Below are 20,093 nucleotides of genomic sequence, written 5' to 3' on the forward strand. Positions count from 1 at the left end.
ACGGCTCAGCCGGAACCTATGTCAGCGGTTCCAGTTGGGGGCGAACCGGCAGCGCCGGCTGCAGGTTCCCCCAAGCCAAGGAGACCTACATGTTCTTTCGGACCAACAAGTATCAGTACAATGCTAAACCGGAGCGACCGGATCCCGTATACGCGAAGAAGCTTCAGGAAGTCCTGGGCGGCCAGTGGGGCGAGATCAGCGTCATGATGACCTATCTCTTCCAAGGTTGGAACTGTCGCGCTCCTGAAAAGTACCGCGACATGATCCTCGATATCGGTACCGAAGAGATCGCTCATGTTGAGATGCTGGCCACCATGATCGCGCGGCTGCTCGAGACCTCGCCAGTGGAAGCGCGCGAGGACGCCGCCAAGAACTCGGCCATTGGCGCAGTGCTCGGCGGCACTCGCATGGAGGATGTGCTCGTCTCCGGGATGAACCCTCAGCACGCCATAGTTTCAGGCCAGGGAGCGACCCCTACCGACAGTGTCGGCTATCCCTGGAACGCCCGCTACACCATATCCTCGGGCAATCTTCTTGCCGACTTCCGTTTCAACGTTACCGCCGAATCGCAGGGACGGCTTCAGGTCTGCCGGCTCTACGAGATGACCGACGACCCGGGCGTGCGGGACATGCTCTCATTCCTGATCGCTCGGGACACCATGCACCAGAACCAATGGCTCGCCGCCATCGCCGAGCTCGAGGCGGACGGGCTGGATATGACGCCTGCTCCCGCTACGTTCCCGCAGGAGCGAGAGAAGTCCGAGGTGGCGTATCAGTTCTGGAACTGCTCTGACGGCACCGCGAGCGAGCAAGGCCGCTGGGCCAAAGGTCCCACTCCGGACGGCAAGGGCAAGTTCGAATATCTGGCCGACCCTCAGCCCTTGGGCGAAACGGTCGAAGAGCTCGCGGCGGGCGATCCGCGCCTCCACGGCACGCCTAAGAAGCCGAAGCCGCCGGTCGCGTCGTAACAATTTCAGCTCCCACCAGGAGCCGGTAGCGCACTGGTGGGAGTTGCCGCATGTCGCCTCCCCCGATGGGCTGGTACAGACGAAGATGGCGAGGTCCAACGCCTCCTTCTCGGGAGCGCCGCGCAATGAGTCGATGCGTTGCCGCCGGCGGGAGACGGATTGAGTTCTTGATCGGCGGCCAATCAGCCTCCATATTGTGCGAGCGCCTCTTTGTTTTCGAGAGTGCCTGTACTTTCGGATGCTGCCCCAGGAAGGCATTTCGGCATCCGCCCCACATCGACCGACATCTATCGGATTTCCGCTCGGCCGATCCACTATTTGGAGGCAAAATGGCTACTGCAACGCCCTTTGCGCTGCCAGAGGCAGTGTCCAATGCGATATCAGCGGGGACGAGCATCGTCCGTGCTTACCGGGAACATCTCGGCTACACTATAGAGGACGTGGCCGTCACGAGCGGCCTGACCGCCGAAGAGATAGAACAGATCGAAGCCGGCCACCGCTTCGACAAGGGCTACCGGGAGCGGATCGCCCGGGCGCTGTCGCTGCCAGATGGCGTGTTCGATCTGGAATCGGACATATCTGACGCAGCGTGAGAGCTGAACGCCGATGGCCGCAGCTCGCAAGGTGTCCAGCCACGCAATGGTCAAGCCGAGAAGGATGGCGGTGCGATGACGGCCTCTGCGACTGCGGCCGGGTGACGGACCGCGCCAGGGGCCGAACAAGCCACTGTGAGCCAGGGCCGCAATGCCGAAGATCAAGATTGCGGCACCAGGAAAGATGGAAATCACCCGTCTCAGTTCGAAAGCGAGCGCGGCAGAGCGCGCGGGTTTTTCTCCGGAAGATCGATAGCATTACCTGAACCAGTCCCCAAAGGGCCCCGAATCCAGCTCGTGTCGCAAACGGCATTGAGCAATCCAGGAAAAGTGGAAGCGGTTTTCGTCCGGACCTTCGCAAGATCAAGTCGATGGAATCACCTGGCGTCCCGCATGGATGCGGAAAGCGCCGTGGGTCCGGAGCCATGGGATTGAGGGCCGCCGGCAAAAGCTAAAAAATCCGGTGGTTCTGTCGAATACACGTCCAGCCGATCGTCCTTGGATCGCAAATGACGCCAAAAGGCGCAGATGCCGCCGCTTGGCCGGCGATTGTTGATCGAAACAGGGAGCAACCGGGGATGGACGATTCGTACCGCTGGGTAATCATCGGCGCGGGCGCGCTTATGGGCTGTGTCGCCATGGGGGCGATGTTTTCGCTGGCGGTCTTCCTGGACCCGATGTCCGCGGCAACCGGCTGGTCGCGTACAGGCATTTCCAGCGCGATGACGGTCAATTTCCTGGCCATGGCCCTCGGCAATTTCGGCTGGGGCGCGGCAAGCGACCGCTTCGGCACCCGCATCGTCGTGCTCATCGGCGCGGTGTTGCTCGGGCTCGCGCTGGTGCTGGCGAGCCGGGCCCAATCGCAACTCGAGTTCCAACTGACTTACGGCATTCTCGTCGGGCTGTCGGCAAGCGCCTTCTTTGCACCCATGATTGCAGCGGCCACGGGCTGGTTCGACAAGAACCGCAGCCTTGCGGTCTCGCTCGTCTCGGTGGGCATGGGCGTGGCGCCGATGACGATCTCGCCCTTCGCGCGATGGCTGATCTCGACCTATGATTGGCGCACGGCGATGCTGGCCATCGGCCTTACCGCCTGGGCGCTGCTGATACCGGCCGCCTTGCTGGTGCGCCGCCCACCTGCGCCGGTCGCAGCCGACGCCGCGTCCGGTCTCGCCGCCGGCGCCCACGGCGTTTCGGTGGGGACGGCGCTCCGGTCTCCCCAGTTCCTGGTTCTTGGTCTCACCTTCCTTGCCTGCTGCGCCGCGCATTCCGGGCCGATCTTCCACATGATCAGCTATGCCATGGTTTGCGGCGTGGCGCCGATGGCGGCGGTGAGCATCTACAGCGTCGAGGGCCTGGCGGGGCTCGGCGGCCGCGTTCTTTTCGGCGTCCTTGGTGATCGCTTCGGCGCCAAGCCGGTCCTGATCGCCGGGCTGCTGGTGCAGGCCCTGGCGATCGGGGCCTATACCGCCGTCAATCAGCTTGAGGAGTTCTATGTGCTCGCCGTGATCTTCGGCGCGACCTATGGCGGCGTCATGCCGCTCTACGCCGTGCTTGCCCGCGACTATTTCGGGCAGGCCGTGATGGGAACCGTGTTCGGTGCCGCGACCATGCTGTCGAGCATTGGCATGGCGTTCGGTCCGCTGGCGGGCGGCTGGGTGTTCGACGCTTTCGGCGCCTATGGCTGGCTGTTCATAGGATCCTCTGCCGTGGGCTTCGGCGCACTGGCGGTGGCCTTCGCCTTTCCGGCGCAGCCGCGCGAGCAGCTACGGCCGGCATAGCGCCGGCAGCACGGTTGCCAGAACTTTTGTTCGAGAGATGGAGGAAAAGTTGACGACGACGACAAGCATCTCTGACAGGCGGGCAGTCACGGAGCGGCGAGCGGATCTGGTTATTCTTGCCCTGTTGTTCCTGCTGACCGGGCTCTGCCCGTCCGCCGCGGCGTCGGCGGCGAAATGGAATGCCGCGACATGCGATGGCGAGGCCGACCCCGACTTCATCTGCGGCCCGGCCAATGCCGAGGATCTGGTCAGGATTCCGGGCACGCACTGGGTGCTGGCGAGCCACATGGCCGGTCCCGGCGAAACCCGAGGCATGTTCTATCTCTTGAATGCCGCCGACCACTCCTGGCGCAGCCTTGAAATCGATGCGATCCAGGCGGAACCCGACAGCGCCGCCTATCCCGATTGCCCCGGCCGGCCCGCCTCGGCCTCGTTCCATGGCCAGGGTCTGGCGCTCGCTGAGCGGGAGGACGGTCTGAGGCTGCTCGCTGTGGGACATGGCGGGCGAGAGGCAGTGGAGATCTTCGACATCGTGCTGGAGGCCGACAAGGAGCCGTCGCTCGTCTGGAGGGGCTGTGTGCCGGCGCCCGACGGTGCGCAGTTGAACAGCGTCGCGGCGTTGCCCGACGGAGCTTTCGCCGTGACCAAATTCTTCGACGAGAACGACACCGGATGGACGGAGAAGCTGACGGCCGGGAAAGCCACCGGAGCCGTGCTCGAATGGTCGCCTGGTAACGGCTGGGAGGAGGTCGAGGGAACCGCCATGTCGGGACCCAATGGCATCCTCGCAACGCCCGATGGCAGCGCCTATTTCGTCGCCGAATGGAGAGCCCGCAGGGTGCACAGGATCGAGCGCAGTGCTGTTTCGCCGCGGCGGCAATCGGTCGATATCGGCGTGTTTGCCGACAATCTGCAGTGGGATGAGGCAGGCCGCGTGCTGGTGACCGGGCAGCGCGCGGAGAATGTCGAGGCGTTCGCCGAATGCCCGATGAGCGACGCCCGCGTCTGCCACGGAGCCTTCGACGTGCTGCGCATCGATCCCGAGACCCTCAAGGCCGAGACGATTGTGCGCGATCCCGGATCCAAGGAGTTCGGATCAGGCACGACGGCGCTCGATCTCGGATCCGAATACTGGATCGGCACCTTCCGAGGCAACCGCATCGCCCGCATCTCCAAAACTGGGCCGTGATGCCGCGCATCGGCGCGCACGGGGGAAAGGTGCCACGGTTTTTCCGATCTTAGACCCGCCGCCCCGTTTCGGCGTCGAAGAGGTGCACCGAGCCGCGGTCGATGGCCAGCGGGAGCGTGTCTCCGGGGGCCACTTTGACGCTGCCGGGAAGCCGGGCGATGAGCCCGCTGCCGGCGCCGTTGGCGCCGCTCAGGTTGCCATGGGCGAGCGTGTCGGCGCCAAGCGTCTCAACCGCCGTTACGGAAAGCTCGAGCACCGCCTCGTCCGATGCGGCCAGTTTCAGATGTTCCGGGCGTATGCCGAGCAGAACCGGGCGCTCGGTTTCCGCCAGTTCCGCATCGCCGAATGTTAGCCTTCCGCCCCCTTCCAGCGCGAATACCGGGCCTTTGGCGGTGCCTTCCAGCATGTTCATCGCCGGTGAGCCGATGAAACCGGCGACGAAGCGCGTGGTGGGCCGTTCATAGACCGCCATCGGCGTGTCGATCTGCTCGGCAATCCCGCCATTCATCACCACCAGCCGGTCGGCCAGCGTCATCGCCTCCACCTGATCGTGCGTGACATAAAGCGACGTCGTGCCAACCGAGCGCTGGAGCTGCTTGATCTCGAGCCGCATCTGCACGCGCAGCTTGGCGTCGAGATTGGACAGCGGCTCGTCGAAGAGGAAGACCGCCGGGTCGCGCACCAGTGCCCGGCCCATGGCGACACGCTGTCGCTGCCCGCCGGATAGTTCGCGCGGCTTGCGGTCCAGATAGGGCTGGAGCTGCAGCATGGCCGCCGCCTTGTCGACGCGCGCGCGGATTTCCTCCTTCGACTGGCCGGCGATCTTCAGCCCATAAGCCATATTGTCGAAAACGCTCATATGCGGGTAAAGCGCGTAGTTCTGGAACACCATCGCGATGTTGCGTTCGCGCGGCTCCAGATCGTTGACCACGCGACCGCCGATGTCGATCGTTCCCGCGGTAATGCGTTCCAGCCCCGCGACCATGCGCAGAAGCGTCGACTTCCCGCAGCCGGAAGGCCCGACGATGACGATGAATTCGCCGTCGGCCACGTCGAGGCTCACTCCATGAATGACCTCGGTCTTCCCGTAGCTCTTCCTGATGTCGCGGATGGAAATCGTCGCCATTCCGGTTCTTGTCCTTCTATTTCTCGGTCTCGACGAGGCCTTTGACAAACAGCCGCTGCATCAACAGGACGACGGCCACCGGCGGCAGCACGGCCAGCATGGCCGCCGCCATGGTCACCGGCCAGTTGCCGTAATCGTCGGCGATCGGCATCATCTGCTTCAGCCCCATGACGATGGTGTTCATCTCGGGCTTCGTGGTGATCAGCAGCGGCCACAGAAACTGGTTCCAGCCATAGATGAAGAGGATGACGAACAGCGCCGCGATGTTGGTCAACGACAGAGGCAGTAGAATGTCCTTGAAAAAGCGCCACGGTCCCGCCCCGTCGACGCGCGCGGCCTCCAGCAACTCGTCGGGCACCGTCAGGAAGAACTGGCGGAACAGGAAGGTCGCCGTGGCGGACGCGATCAGAGGCAGGATCAGCCCGGAATAGGTGTTGAGCAGGCCGAGCGAGGCGGCGACCTCGTAGGTCGGCACGATGCGCACCTCGACCGGCAGCATGAGTGTCATGAAGATGGCCCAGAAGGCCAGCATGCGGAAGGGGAAGCGGAAATAGACGATGGCGTAGGCCGACAGGATCGAGATGGCGATCTTGCCGACTGCGATACCCATCGCCATGACCAGAGAATTGAACAGCATCCGCCCCACCGGCACATGGACGCCGGAAGTCAGCGCGCGCGCGTAATTGTCGATGAAGTGCGGACCGGGCACGAGCGGCATCGGCGGCCGGATGATCTCGAAATGCGTAAGCGTCGAGCCGACGAAGGTCAGATAGATGGGAAAGCAGACGATGACGATGCCGGTGATCAGCACCAGATGCATCACGATCGTCCCGATGCCCCGTTTCTCAACCATGCCTGTTCCTCAGTAGTGCACGCGCCGCTCGATGTAGCGGAACTGGATTATCGTCAGCGCGCCGACCACGACCATCAGGATGACGGATTGCGCCGCCGACGAGCCGAGGTCCTGGCCGACGAAGCCGTCGGCATAAACCTTGTAGACGAGGATGGTGGTCGACTGGCCCGGCCCGCCCGCCGTCATCGTGTGGATGATGCCGAAGGTCTCGAAGAAGGCGTAGACGACGTTGACGACGAGCAGGAAGAACGTGGTCGGCGAAAGCAGCGGAAAGACGATCGTGCGGAAGCGGTGCCACTTGCCGGCTCCGTCGATGGCCGCCGCCTCGATCAGGCTCTTCGGGATCGCCTGAAGCCCGGCCAGGAAGAACAGGAAATTGTAGCTTATCTGCTTCCATGCCGCCGCCAGGATGACCAGCGTCATGGCGTGCGTGCCGTCGAGCACGGGATTCCAGCGGAAGCCGGCCGCCTTCATGTAGAACGCCAGGACGCCGATCGACGGCTGGAACATGAACAGCCACATGACGCCCGCCACCGCCGGTGCCACCGCATAGGGCCAGATCAGCAATGTCTTGTAGGTGCCCGCCCCCTTGATGACCTGATCCGCAAGCACGGCGAACAGCAGCGCCACCGACATCGACACCAGCGTCACGAAGAAGGTGAACACCGCCGTCGTCGTGAAGGACTGGAGGTAGTAGCGGTCGGTGAGCAGGTACTCGAAGTTGGACAGCCAGACGAAGCGCGAGCTCAGCCCGAACGGGTCAGGCAGCAGAAGCGACTGGTAGAGCGCCTGCGCCGCCGGCCAAAAGAAGAATACGACGGTCACGACCAGCTGCGGCGTCAGCAGCAGATAAGGCAGGAGCCGATGGTCGAAGGTTACGCGTTTTTCCATATCGGGGCATGCGGCTTGCGGCCGGCAGGTCGCCCCGCCGGCCGCAAGCCTTGTCCGTCAGCGTACCGACTGCTCGAAGCGGCGCAGCAGCTCGTTGCCCCGCGACACCGCCTGGTCGAGCGCCGCCTTGGCGTCCTTCTGGCCCTGCCAGACGGCTTCCAGCTCCTCGTCGATGACCGTGCGGATCTGATCGAAGTTGCCGAGTCGGATGCCCTTGGAATTGTCCGTCGGCTCCTTGCCGGTCATCTGCTTGATGGCAACGTCCGTGCCCGGATTCTCTTCATAGAAGCCCTGCTCCCTGGTCAGCTCGTAGGCCGCATGGGTGATCGGCAGATAGCCGGTGTCCTGATGCCATTGCGCCTGCACTTCCGGGCTCGACAGGAAGGTCAGGAACCTGGCGACGCCGGTATATTCTTCCGCCTCGTGGCCCGACATCACCCAGAGCGAGGCACCGCCGATGATGGTATTCAGCGGCGCGTCCTCCACGTCCGGCCAATAGGGCAGGTTCGTCACCGTGAAGGGGAAGTCGGCTTCCGCCTTGACGCCGGCATAGCCGGCCGACGATTCGGTGAACAGGGCACATTCGCCCGAGCGGAAGCGCGCCCCGCCCTCATTGCGGCGGCCGGAATAGCTGAAAAGCCCCTCCTCGGCCCATTCGCCCAGCTTGGAGATATGCTTGACCTGCAGATCGCCGTTGAAGACGAGCTCCGCGTCGACACCCTCGAAGCCGTTGGCCTGCGTGGCGAAGGGTACGTTGTGATAGGCGCCGAGATTCTCCAGATGAATCCACGATTGCCATGCGGTCGTGAACGGGCAGGCCGAGCCCGATTCCTTCAGCTTGACGAGGATCTCCTCCACTTCCGGCCAGGTGGCGGGCCTGGCTTCCGGGTCGAGGCCGGCCGCTTCCAGCGCGTTCTTGTTGAGATAAAGGACCGGCGTCGAGGAATTGTAGGGCAGCGACAGCATCTGGCCGTCGGCGGTCGTGTAATAGCCGGCTACCGCGGCCAGATAGGCGTTGGCGTCGAACGGTTCCGCGGCTTCCTCCATGATCTCGTAGACTGGCTTGACGGCGCCCTCGGCCGCCATCATCGTTGCCGTGCCCACCTCGAAGACCTGCAGGATATGTGGCTGCTCGCCGGCACGGAACGCGGCGATGCCGGCATTCAGCGCTTCCGAATAATTGCCCTTGAGCGTGGCGACGACCTCATAGTCGTTCTGGCTTTCGTTGAACTTAGCCACCTGTGCGTCGAGCAGCTCGCCCAGCCGTCCCGACATGGCGTGCCAGAACTGTATCTGCGTCTGCGCCTGCGCGGCGCCCACCATGGCCGGCAGCACCACCGTCAAGGCGGTCGCCGCGGAAACGATTGTCCGAAACTTCATGATTGTTCTCCCTGGTTCCTGTATCGCCGGATTGAAGACCGGTCTCTATTGGTCAGCTTGTGTAACGCGCGGATGACATCACCTGGCGAATACGTTGTCCATCCTTTTCAGCCCGATATTTCCGGTGGACGAACGCTGCTACCCGTTCCGGCCGCCGCGCCGGCACGGATGATGCAAGCCGAACCCGTTACGACAGGCTTGTAAAACACGCAGCTTTCGTTACGGTCGCCGGTCGGAATATGAATAAACAAATGAGACATGTCTGGGTGCCAAGGCACCTAGGAACACGTCCGGGGACAATCGAATCGGCACAGACGCCAAGGGTCGGATGGCAATCATGACTGCCGTCCGACCCGAAGCTATACCAAGAGGAGAACGGGTGATGCCGCAAACGCTTTCAAGATATTTTGCCACTTCCTTGCGATGGGCCGGGCTTGCCTTCGTCGCGGCCTGCCTTTCCTTGGCAGCCGCCCAACAGGCCAGCGCCAAGACCCTGCGCTATGCGTTCCAGGGCACGCTGAACGCGCTCGATCCTTATTCGCTCAACGAGACGTTCACGCTCGGCATGCTCGGAAATGTATTCGAGGGGCTGACCAAGCGGGACAAGGATCTCACGATCATTCCCGGCCTTGCCGAAAGCTGGGAAACCGTTGACCCGCTGACATGGCGTTTTCACCTGCGCCAGGGCGTCAAATTCGCCAACGGCAATGACTTTACCGCAGACGACGTGATCTTTTCCGCCGAGCGCGTGCTGGCCGAGGGTTCGGACCTGAAGACGCGCATTCCGGCGGATTCGGAGTGGGTGAAGATCGACGACCACACCGTCGAGGTGAAGCTTAAGACGCCCAATCCCATCCTGCATTACGAGTGGGATACATGGTACATCATGGACAAGGAATGGGCCGAGGCGGAAGGCGCGGTCGGTCCCATCTCGGCGCGCGACACCAATCCTGGTCCGGCGGCCTTCAAGGCCAATGGCACCGGCCCCTTCGTGATCGAAAGCCACGAACCCGGAATCAAGACGGTGTTCAAGCCCAATTCCAATTGGTGGGGCGCGCCCGAGCACAATCTTACGGAAGTTGTCTTCACGCCGATCGCTGCCGACGGCACCCGCGTCGCAGCACTCCTGGCCGGCGACGTCGACCTGATCGATCCCGTCCCCGTGCAGGACATTCCGCGCGTGAACGACAATGCCGACACCGAGGCGCTGGTCGGACCGGAACTGCGCGTCATCCATCTGGGCTTCAACCAGATCCGTGACGAGTTGCCCACCTCGAACGTCAAGGGCAAGAACCCGTTCCGCGATCCGAATGTTCGCAAGGCTGTCTACCAGGCCATCGACATCGAGGCCATCAAGGACCGCATCATGCGCGGCCTGGCGACACCCGTGCCGTTGCTGATAGCGAACGATCTTTATGCCAATGCCGACGAGTTCGAGCGCTGGCCCTACGATCCGGACGCCGCCAAGGCCCTGCTTGCCGAAGCTGGCTATCCGGATGGATTCACCGTGGGCATGGACTGCCCGAACGACCGCTATGTCAATGACGAGGCGATCTGCCAGGCCGTCGTGTCGATGCTGGCCCGCATCGGCGTCACGGTGAACCTCAACGCCCAGCCGAAGGCGCAGTATTTCGCGAAGGTGCTGGCGCCGGGCGGCTACGACACGGATTTCTACCTGCTCGGCTGGACGCCCAGCTCGTTCGATTCGTGGAACATTCTGACCAACCTCGCCGGCTGCCGTGACGAGACGGGCGCCGGCGGTCCGTTCAACCTCGGCGGCTACTGCAACGAGAAGGTGGACGCACTGGCCGAACAGATCGTTGTCGAGATCGACGAGGCCAAGCGCGACGCCCTGATCAAGGAAGCCTACACGATCATGACCGGGGAGACCTCGCACATTCCGCTGCACCAGCAGTCGCTCGTGTGGGGCAAGCGCAAGAACGTCGACATCGTTCAGCGGCCGGACAACCAGGTGCTGTTCTACTGGGCGACGGTGAACTGAAGCCGGCTTCCCATCATCAGGCCCGCGCCGCCGGCGCGGGCCGCACTGCAGGCTTCAGAGTTCCGGGTTCATGATTGCATTCGCCATCAAAAGGCTGGTTCAGGCGCTCGGCGTCATCCTGGTCGTCGCGCTGATCTCCTTCGTCATGTTCCGCTTCGTCGGCGACCCGGTGAACCAGCTCGTCGGCGTCGATACCTCGCCGGAAGAGCGCGCCGCACTGCGCGAGGCGCTGGGTCTCAACGACCCGGTTCTGCTGCAGTTCGGCCGGTTCGTCCTGAAGGCGGCACAGTTCGATTTCGGCATATCCTATCAGTTCAAGCAGCCGGTCGCCTCGCTGATCGCCTCGCGCCTGCCCGCCACGCTGGAACTGTCGCTGGTTTCGGCGCTGTTTGCGCTGGCGGTGGGCGTGCCGATGGGCGTCTATACCGGGCTCTACCGCAACACCTGGCTGGCGCGCGGCTTCCTGGCCGTCAGCCTCATCGGGGTATCGCTGCCGACCTTCCTGATCGGCATCCTTCTGATCTTCGTGGTATCGGTCAATCTCGGCTGGCTGCCCTCTTTCGGCCGCGGCCAGACCGTCGATCTCGGCGGGGTGTGGACAACGGGCCTACTGACCAAGTCCGGCCTGCAATCGCTGATCCTGCCGTCGATCACGCTCGGCCTGTTCCAGATGACGCTCATCATGCGCCTGGTGCGCGGCGAGATGCTGGAAGTGCTGCGCACCGACTACATCAAGTTCGCCCGCGCCCGCGGGCTTTCGCGGCGCGCCATCAATTTCGGCCATGCGCTCAAAAACACGCTGGTGCCGGTGATCACCATCACGGGCCTGCAAGTCGGCTCGATCATCGCCTTTGCCATCATCACCGAGACGGTTTTCCAGTGGCCGGGCATGGGGCTCCTGTTCCTGCAGGCCGTGCAGAATGTCGACATCCCCATCATGGCGGCATATCTGCTTTTGATCGCCTTCCTGTTCGTGCTGATCAATTTCATCGTCGACCTGCTTTATGTGGCGGTCGATCCCCGCATCCGCCTCGGCGGGACAGCGGGGTAAGCCATGGCCAGGATCACCGACACACAGGGTAAACCCGAAGCGCCCGAACCTGGCCGGCTGGCCCGTGCGCTCGATTCGGACATCTGGTACTCCTTCACCCGGTCTCCGCTCGCCGTTGTCTCGGCACTCGTGGTGTCGCTTTTCGTGCTGGCGGCACTGTTCGCTCCGCTGATCGCCCCGCACAATCCGTTCGACCCGGCCACCATCTCCATTCTCGACAGCTTCTACCCGCCGGTCTGGGAAGAGGGTGGCGATCCGCGCTTCCTGCTCGGGACCGACGACCAGGGCCGCGACGTCCTGTCCACCATCCTCTATGGCATGCGCATATCGCTGGCGGTGGGCTTCGCCAGCGTCGTCTTCGCCATGCTGATCGGCATTACGCTGGGGCTGCTCGCCGGCTATCTGGGCGGCTGGGTGGACAGCATCGTCATGCGCATCGCCGATGTGCAGCTGACCTTTCCCGCGATCCTGATCGCGCTCCTCATCAATGGCGTGGCGCGCGCCATGGCCGGCCCACAGTCCTACGACCGGGTGGTGTTCGTCGTCCTCGTGCTGTCGATCGGGCTCAGCTTCTGGGTGCAGTACGGGCGCACGGTGCGCGGCTCCGTCCTGGTGGAGGCCAACAAGGAATATGTACTGGCCGCAAGGCTGATCGGGCTGCGCCCCGCCACCATCATGTTCAAGCACGTGCTGCCCAATGTGCTGGGGCCGGTGCTGGTGATTGCGACCATCAACCTGGCGCTGGCCATCATCACCGAGGCGACCCTCTCCTTCCTCGGCGTCGGCGTGCCGTCGACCCAGCCTTCGCTCGGCACGCTGATCCGCATCGGCAACGATTTCCTGTTCTCCGGCGAATGGTGGATCACCATCTTTCCCGGCATCACGCTCGCCATCCTGGCGCTGTCGGTCAACCTTCTTGGCGACTGGCTGCGCGACGCCCTGAACCCGAAGCTCAGATGACCGAACCCACCCTTTCCGTCCGCAACCTCCGCATCGAGATACCGACGCGCCGCGGCGTGCTGACGGCGATCGACGACCTGTCCTTCGACATCGCCCCCGGCGAGGTGCTGGGCATGGTCGGCGAATCGGGCGCCGGCAAGTCGATCACCGGCTCCGCCGTCATAGGCCTGCTGGAGCCGCCCGGCCGCGTCGCCGGCGGCGAAATCCGCCTGGCCGGCGAGCGCATCGACGATCTGCCGCCGGACCGCATGCGGCGCATCCGTGGCAGGCGCATCGGCATGATCTTCCAGGACCCGCTGACGAGCCTCAACCCGCTCTACCGCATCGGCGACCAACTCGTCGAAACCATCCTTACCCATCAGCGCATGACGACGGGCGAGGCCCGCGACAAGGCGCGCCGGCTCCTCGAAGAAGTGGGCATACCGGCGGCCGGGGAGCGGCTTTCGGCCTACCCGCACCAGTTTTCCGGCGGCATGCGTCAGCGCGTCGTCATCGCGCTGGCGCTGGCCGCCGATCCCGAGCTGGTGATCGCAGACGAGCCCACCACCGCCCTCGACGTGTCGGTGCAGGCGCAGATCATCGCGCTCCTGAAGCGCCTATGCGCCGAGCGCGGCGCGGCCGTCCTGCTGATCACCCACGATATGGGTGTGATCGCCGAGACGGCGGATCGCGTCTGCGTGCTCTATGCCGGGCGGCTGGCCGAGCTCGGCCCGGTGCGCAGCGTGGTCAAGCACCCCCAGCACCCCTACACGATCGGCCTGATGGCGGCGATCCCTTCGCTGACTGGCGACCCCGACGAGATGCTGGCGCAGATTCCGGGCTCCATGCCGCGCCTTGGCGCCATTCCCTCCGGGTGCGCCTTCAATCCGCGCTGCGACTACAGTTTCGATCATTGCACCGCCGAACGTCCCGCACTCTACGAGACCGGCGCCAGCGCGGCCGCTTGCTTCCTGCACGCGCCGGAAATAGCCGCCACGGCGCCGGCGGAGAATCTGAAGGCCGCCAGGGCGGCCGGCATCGCCCTGCCCCAACCCGTCGGCGAGGCAGGCCGATGAACGTCACCGGAAGAAGGCTCAATGCCGGAGCGGCGGAAGCCGGAAAGGCGCTCGTCGAAGTGCAGGGACTGCGCTGCGTCTTCGACCTGTCGAAACCCTGGCTCAACCGGCTGATCGAGCGCAGCGCCCGCGTGTCGCTAACGGCGGTGGACAGCGTCGACCTTACCATCAAGGAGGGCGAGACCTATGCGCTGGTGGGCGAATCCGGCTCCGGCAAGTCGACCATCGCCAGGATGGCCGTCGGCCTTCTGAAACCCAGCGCCGGCACCGTCGTCATCGACGGCACCGATGTCTGGGGCAAGAAGAGCATGGAGACCGAACGGCGCATGCGCCGCAAGATCCAGATGATCTTTCAGGACCCCTTCGCCAGCCTCAATCCGCGCTGGCGCGTCGGCGCAATTATCGCCGAACCGATCAGCGCCTTCGGCCTGATCGCCGACGCGAAAGACCGGCACGCGCGCGTCGGCGAGCTTCTTTCGCTGGTCGGCCTCGACCCGCGCGACGGGCAGAAGTTCCCGCATGAATTTTCCGGCGGTCAGCGCCAGCGCATCGCCATCGCGCGCGCGCTCGCCTCGGAACCGAAATTCATCGTCTGCGACGAGCCCACCTCGGCGCTCGACGTGTCGGTGCAGGCACAGGTGCTGAACCTTTTGCGCGATCTGCAGGAGCGGCTCGGCCTCACCTACCTGTTCATCAGCCACAACCTGGCCGTGGTGCGCCATGTCGCCACCCGCGTCGGCGTGCTCTATCTCGGCCGTCTCGTGGAGGAAGCGCCCGCGCGCGAGCTGTTTTCGGCGCCGCAGCATCCCTATACCAGGATGCTGCTGGAGGCCGTTCCCGACATTGCCATGGAGGGCAGGGAGCGGCTGGCCATCGCCGGCGAAATCCCCAATCCCGTCACGCCGCCGCCGGGCTGTCATTTCCACCCGCGCTGCCCGGCCCGCCTGCCGCAATGCGACATCGACATCCCCCTGCCGAAGCGCGTGGGCGAGGCGGCGGTCCGCTGCCACCTGTTCGATCCTTCACAATAAGGGAAGATGAAAAGGCGTTCCCTCAAACGCCTCCGCTCCACGGCCGATGGCCTCGACCGCCCGCACCATGCGCCCCTCGCGCCCGAGCAGCCGGTCGGCATGGGCGACGACCAGAATGTTCGGCGTCGCGCTCGGCGCGCGGGCGCGCAGCATCTGCGCCAGCTCGGCCTCGTCCCGCTTGGGCATCAAGGCGGCGGCGATGGCATAGGCGGCAGCGGTCGAGCGGCTGATGCCGGCCTGGCAATGCACCACCAGCGGCGTCCGGCGCTCCCATTTGCGCGCGAAGTCGAGCATCGTGCGCACATGATCGGCCGAAGGCACGATCAGGCCCGGCCGCGCCTCGCAAATATCGTGCATGACGAGGTGCAGATGGCTGGCCGAGGCAACGCCCGGCGGCCGCTCGAACACCGCATCCGGCGACAGGAGCGTGATCAAATGGCTGGCGCCGGTGGCCTCAAGCGTCCGCACCAGTTGCGTTTGCGGGCAGACATGGATCATCGTCCTTCTCCCTTCCGCCAGTTCTCCAGCGCGTTCTCCAGGCGCGAGAACTCCGCCTCGCCGCCCGGCAGCCCGATGCGCAGCGCCTCGGGCCGGTCCGCGAAATTGCGCAGGAGAATACCGCGTCCGCCCAGGAAGTCGAACAGATCAGGCGCCGCCGGGGTGAGCACATAGCGGAACAAGTAGGTGCCGCCGGAAACTGCGAGCCCATACCGTTCCAGCAGCCCGTCGAGCCTCGCTGCCTCCGCGCGCAGCGTCTCGCGCATCGCCGCCTGCCATTTGCGGTCGTCCAGCGCGGGCAGGCCGATCTCCATTGCCGGCCCCGCGACGGCCCACGGCCCCAGCCACGCGCCAAGCCTTTGCGCCACGGCAGGGGCGGCGAGCGCAAAGCCCAGGCGCAGCCCGGCCAGACCGAAGAATTTTCCGAAGGAGCGCAGCACGACGATGCCGCCCTCCCCCACATCGCCCGCAAGACTCTCGCCGCCCGGCCCAACATCCATGAAGGCTTCGTCCACCACCAGAAGCCCGCCCTTCTTCGCAAGATGCGCCGCCAGTTCCAGCAGCCGCGCGCGCGGCACCACGCGCCCGTCCGGATTGTTGGGATTGACGACTATCGCAAGATTCGACTCGAAAAGCTGCTCGAAGCGCTCCACCGCCTCCACCCGGTGCCCGGCCAGCGCGGCGGCACGGGCATGCTCGGCATAGGTCGGCGAAAGCACCTTCCCCGCCCCGGGATCGACCAGCGAGGCTACCAGCGGCAGCAGGATCTGCGTGCCGGGCGCGGCGGCCACATGCGCCGCGCTTTCCGCGCCATAGGCGCGTGCGGCGGCAGCCGCTAATTCCTGCGCACGCGCTTCCTCCGGCAGACGCCGATAGGCAGTGGCGGGCAGGTCGAAAAGCGGATAGGAGTGCGGGTTGATGCCGGTGGACAGATCGAGCCACGGCGTCGGCGCATGCGGAAACAGCGCCGCCGCACGCGCCAGACTGCCGCCGTGATCGGTCACCGCCTGCCCCGCCTCACGCAGATGAAGCTTCATGTCCGCCCTCATCGCTTTCCTCGCCCTGCTCGTCGAACTGACTATCGGCTATCCCGAACGGCTTTACCGGCTGATCGGCCATCCCGTCACCTGGATTGGACGCCTGATCGCCGCGCTCGATGAATGGCTGAACCGTGAGGAGGACGCGCCGGCGCGCCGCAGGTTGATGGGCATCGCCGGCCTCGGCATCACCCTGGCCGTTGCCGGCGGCGCGGCGTTCGTCCTGCAAGGTTTCCTCGACGGCTGGGCCGGCCTGCTCGCCGCCGCGCTGGCCGGCAGCACGCTGATCGCGCAGCGTAGCCTCGGCAGCCATGTGGCCGCCGTCGCCGCCGCCCTGGAGAATGATGGCGTTGAGGCCGGACGAAAGGCGGTCTCGCAGATCGTCGGGCGCGACCCGCAGAGCCTCGACGAGGCCGGCATCGCCCGCGCGGCCATCGAGAGCCTGGCGGAAAACGCCTCTGACGGTGTGGTGGCGCCGGTGTTCTGGCTGGCGGTCGGCGGCCTGCCCGGCGGCACGGTCTACAAGGCCGTCAACACCGCCGACAGCATGATCGGCCACCGCACGCCGCGCCATGCCGATTTCGGCTGGGCGGCCGCGCGCTTCGACGATCTCGTCAACCTGCCGGCCTCGCGCCTGACGGCCCTGCTCTTCACCGTCGCGGCCTTCTTCGTGCCCGGCGCCTCCCCTTCCGCCGCCTGGCGCGCTGTTTGGCGCGACGCCAGCCGCCACCGCTCGCCCAATGCCGGCTGGCCGGAAGCGGCGATGGCCGGAGCGCTCGGCCTGGCGCTTGCCGGTCCACGCCGCTACGGCGGCATCCTGATCGACGACGCGCTTATGGGCGAAGGCGGCCGCCGCGACGCAAACGCCTCCGACATCAGACGCGCGCTCAGGCTTTACTGGACGGCGGACCTCCTGCTGGTCGTGCTGGCGGCGGCAACGGCAGCGCTGCTTGTTTGATGCGCCCGTCATCACCTCCCTTTTTCGAAGCTCTGATTCCAACGCCGCGGGTTCCGGATAGGCAGCCTTCGGGCTCTAGGGATGAAGGTCGTCGTCACCGCAACGCCCCTTAGAACTCGATGCCCTGCTGCGCTTTCACGCCGGCGGAAAAGTGATGCTTTTCCTGCCCCATTTCCGTCACCAGGTCAGCCGCCTCGACCAGGGCCGGCTTGGCGTTGCGGCCGGTGACGACCACGTGAAGGTCCGGCCTGCGTGCCTGAAGCGACGAGACGACCTTCTCCAGATCGAGATAGTCGTAGCGCAGGGCGATGTTCAGTTCGTCGAGCACCACGAGGCTGATCGAGGGGTCGGCCATCAGCACCTCGGCCTTTTCCCACGCGCGTTCGGCGGCGGCGATGTCGCGCTGCAGATCCTGGGTCTCCCAGGTGAAGCCCTCGCCCATCGTGTGCCATGAGACGCGGTCGCCGAATGCGGCGAAAGCATCCTTCTCGCCGCTGTGCCAGGCGCCCTTGATGAACTGCACGACGCCCACCCGCTTGCCATGGCCCAGCATGCGCAGCGCCAGCCCGAAGGCGGCGGTCGTCTTGCCCTTGCCGGGGCCGGTGTTGACGATCAGCAGACCTTTCTCGACGGTCTTCCCGCCCACCTCGGCATCCTGCACGGCCTTTCGCTTGGCCATCTTGGCCTTGTGGCGCTCGGCCTCCTTCTCATCGATTTCACGCATGTCATTTCACCTTCATCGGCAGCCCGGCGACCATCAGCGTCACCTCGTCGGCGGCCGCCGCAACCTGCTGGTTTAAACGGCCGGCCGCATCGCGGAAGCGGCGGGCCAGCGCGTTCTCGGGCACGATGCCCAGCCCGACCTCGTTGGAGACCACCACCCATGGCCCGCGCGGCGCGGTCAGCGCCCGCAACAGCCGGCGGCTTGCCGCCTCCACATCGTGCTCGCCCAGCATCACATTGGTGAGCCACAGGGTCAGGCAATCGATCAGCACAGGCTGTCCGTCCGGCACGCTGTCGAGCGTCTCGGCGAGCGCTATGGGCGCATCCAGCGTATGCCAGCGCCCACCGCGGCGGGCGCGGTGCTCGGCGATGCGCACGCGCATTTCATCGTCGAACGCCCGCGCCGTGGCGATGTAGCACCATGGCGCCGGATGCGCCTCGATCAGCCTTTCGGCATGCGCGCTCTTGCCGGACCGGGCGCCGCCCAGCACGAAGCTGAGCGGACCGCGACCGGTCCCCGAACCAAGCCCGGAATCAGGCAAGACCTGCGCGCGGCGCGCCCAGCCGCGCGGCAAAACGCGTCCGCACCAGCCCGGCCATGGTTCCCAGAACCAGCCAGAACACGAGGTTCGTAAGGGTGACGGCCACCACGAAGCGGTGATGCAGGTCGGCCGGCACAGGCGTCTCGTGACTTACCGGTTGGGGCGCGCCGACGACATGCGGCGCCACGATCAGCGCCACGCCGATCAGCGCCATGAGCGGCGAAGCGCGGAACGCGATCAGCGCAAGGCCGGCGGCGGTGAGGGCCACCGTGGCGATCCACCAGACCTGCCGGGACAACAGATCGGCCGCGGGCATGGCCGGCAGTTCGGGCGGCAGGCCCAGCCCCGGCGCCAGCGTGAAGGCGGCAAAGCCGGCAAGACCCCAGAACAGGCCCTGCCGCCAGTTGGCGAGCCCGCCGGCGAATTCCGACGCCACCAGCAACAGCAGCGCGAAACCGATGCCGGTGACGATGTTGGCCAGCGCCGTATAGGCCGCCCGCTCGAACCCGTCGGCCGGCGCCCAGGCGTCTTCGTCGTGGGAATGTGCCGCGGCAGCATCCTCCGCGCCGCCGGCCGCTTCACCATGCGCCTCGTGGCTGTGCCCGGACCCCGCTGCCTCGAACGTCTCCGCCTGCAGGATCAGCGGAACCGTGAAAGCCGTCTGCAGGACCGTCATGACAATGCCGGCGCACAGCCCGGCGAGCGCGGCGGCGAACACCACGTTGCGAAAAATACTCATGATCTCACCCTCTCGTCAGTGGCAGGGAAACGCCATGGAGTGGCGGTAATCGTGCCCGGCATTGTGCATGGCTTGGAGCTGTGAAAAGCCCACGAAGCCGATGATGAAGATGCCGAGCAGCCCCGCCAGGGCGAGCTGCAAATTGCGAGATTGTGCGGAAGAAGCCACGTCGTGCGTGGTCGAAGCATGTGTCGCCATATCCGTCCTCTCCCCTCCACCCGAGGGTATTGGTGTCAATTTTCGGTCGCCGGCAGGTTTCCTGGCTCGCGGGTCGATGTTCTTGCCCGCCTTCCCAAAGCTTCAAGCCTCAGTGGCAGATGGACGCGAACTCTCCGCCTACAGTTGCGGGGGCAGCCGCGGCATTGGCGCTTTCGCGCCGCACCGCATTCCCTTTTGGTCCCTTTCGAGGACCGGCGACGCGCCGACCATAACGAAAATGTGGCCCGCCGCAAACGGTTTGTTGAGCGCATTGACAGGAAGGACGAGCCGGCTCTAAATGCATCGCTGACGGTCTTCCTTCCGCAACGAAGGAAGCTAAGAGGGAATACGGTGCGGACTTCCGTCCAATGCCGTAGCTGTCCCCGCAACTGTAAGCGGAAAGTTTTCGCCGACACGCCACTGAGGCTTGAAGCTTTGGGAAGGCAGGCAAAAGCATCGATCCGCGAGCCAGGAAACCTGCCGTCGAAACGAGAAATCCTGACCGCCTGGCGGGTGAC

The 20,093-nt window shown here is 65.1% G+C and carries 20 protein-coding genes and 2 riboswitches; of the genes, 10 read left to right on the plus strand and 10 right to left on the minus strand.

From position 1 onward, the window contains the following. The first annotated feature begins 89 nt into the window (after positions 1-89). From NTH_RS20995 to NTH_RS21010, 4 genes are all read left to right on the plus strand, one after another. The gene (locus NTH_RS20995) at positions 90-968 is read left to right on the plus strand and encodes a manganese catalase family protein (protein WP_338532161.1); all 879 of its coding nucleotides are present in this window, start codon (positions 90-92) and stop codon (positions 966-968) included. A gap of 329 nt (positions 969-1,297) precedes the next feature. After that, on the plus strand, positions 1,298-1,561 hold the full coding sequence (locus NTH_RS21000) for a helix-turn-helix domain-containing protein (RefSeq protein WP_338532162.1): 264 nt from the start codon (positions 1,298-1,300) through the stop codon (positions 1,559-1,561). Between the two features lie 578 nt (positions 1,562-2,139). After that, positions 2,140-3,342 (plus strand): MFS transporter, encoded by a 1,203-nt coding sequence (locus tag NTH_RS21005; protein WP_338532163.1) that lies wholly within the window; start codon positions 2,140-2,142, stop codon positions 3,340-3,342. A 49-nt stretch (positions 3,343-3,391) separates the two neighbouring features. Continuing rightward, positions 3,392-4,531 (plus strand): hypothetical protein, encoded by a 1,140-nt coding sequence (locus tag NTH_RS21010; RefSeq protein WP_338532164.1) that lies wholly within the window; start codon positions 3,392-3,394, stop codon positions 4,529-4,531. Between the two features lie 49 nt (positions 4,532-4,580). Here the strand turns inward: NTH_RS21010 and NTH_RS21015 are convergent, their stop codons facing one another. The 4 genes from NTH_RS21015 to ugpB are packed head-to-tail and all read right to left on the minus strand — an operon-like array spanning position 4,581 to position 8,781. Further along, a complete protein-coding gene (locus NTH_RS21015; RefSeq protein ID WP_338532165.1) occupies positions 4,581-5,657 on the minus strand; it encodes a sn-glycerol-3-phosphate import ATP-binding protein UgpC in 1,077 nt (358 codons plus the stop codon). Between the two features lie 16 nt (positions 5,658-5,673). After that, positions 5,674-6,510, minus strand: coding sequence for a sn-glycerol-3-phosphate ABC transporter permease UgpE (ugpE, locus tag NTH_RS21020; protein WP_338532166.1), 837 nt, complete (start codon positions 6,508-6,510; stop codon positions 5,674-5,676). 9 nt (positions 6,511-6,519) lie between these two features. Beyond that, positions 6,520-7,401, minus strand: a complete 882-nt coding sequence (gene ugpA, locus NTH_RS21025) for a sn-glycerol-3-phosphate ABC transporter permease UgpA (RefSeq protein ID WP_338532167.1) — start codon at positions 7,399-7,401, stop codon at positions 6,520-6,522. Between the two features lie 57 nt (positions 7,402-7,458). Beyond that, entirely contained in the window at positions 7,459-8,781 is a 1,323-nt protein-coding gene (gene ugpB / locus NTH_RS21030) for a sn-glycerol-3-phosphate ABC transporter substrate-binding protein UgpB (RefSeq protein WP_338532168.1), read from the minus strand. A gap of 382 nt (positions 8,782-9,163) precedes the next feature. On the opposite strand from ugpB, the gene NTH_RS21035 reads away from it, so the two are divergent. The 5 genes from NTH_RS21035 (at position 9,164) to NTH_RS21055 (ending at position 14,880) form a co-directional block, all read left to right on the plus strand. Beyond that, positions 9,164-10,783 carry an ABC transporter substrate-binding protein gene (locus NTH_RS21035; protein WP_338532169.1) on the plus strand — a complete coding sequence of 540 codons (1,620 nt, stop codon included), beginning with the start codon at positions 9,164-9,166 and terminating at the stop codon, positions 10,781-10,783. A 70-nt stretch (positions 10,784-10,853) separates the two neighbouring features. After that, the gene (locus NTH_RS21040) at positions 10,854-11,834 is read left to right on the plus strand and encodes an ABC transporter permease (protein WP_338532170.1); all 981 of its coding nucleotides are present in this window, start codon (positions 10,854-10,856) and stop codon (positions 11,832-11,834) included. A gap of 3 nt (positions 11,835-11,837) precedes the next feature. Then, entirely contained in the window at positions 11,838-12,794 is a 957-nt protein-coding gene (locus tag NTH_RS21045) for an ABC transporter permease (RefSeq protein WP_338532171.1), read from the plus strand. Beyond that, the gene (locus tag NTH_RS21050) at positions 12,791-13,849 is read left to right on the plus strand and encodes an ABC transporter ATP-binding protein (protein WP_338532172.1); all 1,059 of its coding nucleotides are present in this window, start codon (positions 12,791-12,793) and stop codon (positions 13,847-13,849) included. The genes NTH_RS21045 and NTH_RS21050 overlap by 4 nt, the downstream gene beginning before the upstream one ends. Then, the gene (locus NTH_RS21055; protein ID WP_338532173.1) at positions 13,846-14,880 is read left to right on the plus strand and encodes an ABC transporter ATP-binding protein; all 1,035 of its coding nucleotides are present in this window, start codon (positions 13,846-13,848) and stop codon (positions 14,878-14,880) included. The genes NTH_RS21050 and NTH_RS21055 overlap by 4 nt, the downstream gene beginning before the upstream one ends. Here the strand turns inward: NTH_RS21055 and NTH_RS21060 are convergent. Together NTH_RS21060 and cobD are read right to left on the minus strand one after the other, a co-directional pair. Next, positions 14,872-15,378 carry a tyrosine phosphatase family protein gene (locus NTH_RS21060; RefSeq protein WP_338532174.1) on the minus strand — a complete coding sequence of 169 codons (507 nt, stop codon included), beginning with the start codon at positions 15,376-15,378 and terminating at the stop codon, positions 14,872-14,874. The two genes, NTH_RS21055 and NTH_RS21060, sit on opposite strands and share 9 nt — an antisense overlap. Further along, complete coding sequence (gene cobD / locus NTH_RS21065) at positions 15,375-16,415, minus strand: threonine-phosphate decarboxylase CobD (protein ID WP_338532175.1); 1,041 nt, start codon at positions 16,413-16,415, stop codon at positions 15,375-15,377. The genes NTH_RS21060 and cobD overlap by 4 nt, the downstream gene beginning before the upstream one ends. Between cobD and cbiB the strand changes: the two genes are divergently transcribed. Continuing rightward, the gene (gene cbiB / locus NTH_RS21070) at positions 16,414-17,373 is read left to right on the plus strand and encodes an adenosylcobinamide-phosphate synthase CbiB (protein WP_338532176.1); all 960 of its coding nucleotides are present in this window, start codon (positions 16,414-16,416) and stop codon (positions 17,371-17,373) included. The genes cobD and cbiB overlap by 2 nt on opposite strands. 109 nt (positions 17,374-17,482) lie before the next feature. On the opposite strand, the gene cobO is transcribed toward cbiB, so the two are convergent. Genes cobO through NTH_RS21090 form a run of 4 tightly spaced genes read right to left on the minus strand, consistent with a single transcriptional unit; the run spans position 17,483 to position 19,575 of the window. Beyond that, positions 17,483-18,097 carry a cob(I)yrinic acid a,c-diamide adenosyltransferase gene (gene cobO / locus NTH_RS21075; RefSeq protein ID WP_338532177.1) on the minus strand — a complete coding sequence of 205 codons (615 nt, stop codon included), beginning with the start codon at positions 18,095-18,097 and terminating at the stop codon, positions 17,483-17,485. A gap of 1 nt (position 18,098) precedes the next feature. Beyond that, entirely contained in the window at positions 18,099-18,638 is a 540-nt protein-coding gene (cobU, locus tag NTH_RS21080; RefSeq protein WP_338532178.1) for a bifunctional adenosylcobinamide kinase/adenosylcobinamide-phosphate guanylyltransferase, read from the minus strand. Continuing rightward, the gene (locus NTH_RS21085) at positions 18,631-19,377 is read right to left on the minus strand and encodes a CbtA family protein (RefSeq protein WP_338532179.1); all 747 of its coding nucleotides are present in this window, start codon (positions 19,375-19,377) and stop codon (positions 18,631-18,633) included. Before NTH_RS21085 ends, cobU begins: the two co-directional genes overlap by 8 nt. Before the next feature lie 15 nt (positions 19,378-19,392). Then, positions 19,393-19,575 carry a CbtB domain-containing protein gene (locus NTH_RS21090; protein WP_338532180.1) on the minus strand — a complete coding sequence of 61 codons (183 nt, stop codon included), beginning with the start codon at positions 19,573-19,575 and terminating at the stop codon, positions 19,393-19,395. A gap of 34 nt (positions 19,576-19,609) precedes the next feature. After that, positions 19,610-19,807: riboswitch (cobalamin riboswitch) on the minus strand. 61 nt (positions 19,808-19,868) lie between these two features. Further along, positions 19,869-20,074: riboswitch (cobalamin riboswitch) on the plus strand. Positions 20,075-20,093: the final 19 nt, after the last annotated feature.

This window comes from Nitratireductor thuwali (genome assembly GCF_036621415.1).
In the GTDB taxonomy this organism is placed as follows: Bacteria; Pseudomonadota; Alphaproteobacteria; order Rhizobiales; family Rhizobiaceae; genus Chelativorans; species Chelativorans thuwali.

Excerpts from the sequence above, each read along its gene's own strand:
- NTH_RS21015 (WP_338532165.1), bottom strand. The coding sequence starts at position 5,657 with ATGGCGACGATTTCCATCCGCGACATCAGGAAGAGCTACGGGAAGACC.
- ugpA (WP_338532167.1), bottom strand. The coding sequence starts at position 7,401 with ATGGAAAAACGCGTAACCTTCGACCATCGGCTCCTGCCTTATCTGCTG.
- cobO (WP_338532177.1), bottom strand. The coding sequence starts at position 18,097 with ATGCGTGAAATCGATGAGAAGGAGGCCGAGCGCCACAAGGCCAAGATG.
- cbiB (WP_338532176.1), top strand. The coding sequence starts at position 16,414 with ATGTCCGCCCTCATCGCTTTCCTCGCCCTGCTCGTCGAACTGACTATC.
- NTH_RS20995 (WP_338532161.1), top strand. The coding sequence starts at position 90 with ATGTTCTTTCGGACCAACAAGTATCAGTACAATGCTAAACCGGAGCGA.
- NTH_RS21050 (WP_338532172.1), top strand. The coding sequence starts at position 12,791 with ATGACCGAACCCACCCTTTCCGTCCGCAACCTCCGCATCGAGATACCG.
- cobD (WP_338532175.1), bottom strand. The coding sequence starts at position 16,415 with ATGAAGCTTCATCTGCGTGAGGCGGGGCAGGCGGTGACCGATCACGGC.
- NTH_RS21090 (WP_338532180.1), bottom strand. The coding sequence starts at position 19,575 with ATGGCGACACATGCTTCGACCACGCACGACGTGGCTTCTTCCGCACAA.
- NTH_RS21085 (WP_338532179.1), bottom strand. The coding sequence starts at position 19,377 with ATGAGTATTTTTCGCAACGTGGTGTTCGCCGCCGCGCTCGCCGGGCTG.
- NTH_RS21055 (WP_338532173.1), top strand. The coding sequence starts at position 13,846 with ATGAACGTCACCGGAAGAAGGCTCAATGCCGGAGCGGCGGAAGCCGGA.
- NTH_RS21045 (WP_338532171.1), top strand. The coding sequence starts at position 11,838 with ATGGCCAGGATCACCGACACACAGGGTAAACCCGAAGCGCCCGAACCT.
- NTH_RS21040 (WP_338532170.1), top strand. The coding sequence starts at position 10,854 with ATGATTGCATTCGCCATCAAAAGGCTGGTTCAGGCGCTCGGCGTCATC.
- ugpE (WP_338532166.1), bottom strand. The coding sequence starts at position 6,510 with ATGGTTGAGAAACGGGGCATCGGGACGATCGTGATGCATCTGGTGCTG.
- NTH_RS21000 (WP_338532162.1), top strand. The coding sequence starts at position 1,298 with ATGGCTACTGCAACGCCCTTTGCGCTGCCAGAGGCAGTGTCCAATGCG.
- ugpB (WP_338532168.1), bottom strand. The coding sequence starts at position 8,781 with ATGAAGTTTCGGACAATCGTTTCCGCGGCGACCGCCTTGACGGTGGTG.
- NTH_RS21060 (WP_338532174.1), bottom strand. The coding sequence starts at position 15,378 with ATGATCCATGTCTGCCCGCAAACGCAACTGGTGCGGACGCTTGAGGCC.
- NTH_RS21005 (WP_338532163.1), top strand. The coding sequence starts at position 2,140 with ATGGACGATTCGTACCGCTGGGTAATCATCGGCGCGGGCGCGCTTATG.
- NTH_RS21035 (WP_338532169.1), top strand. The coding sequence starts at position 9,164 with ATGCCGCAAACGCTTTCAAGATATTTTGCCACTTCCTTGCGATGGGCC.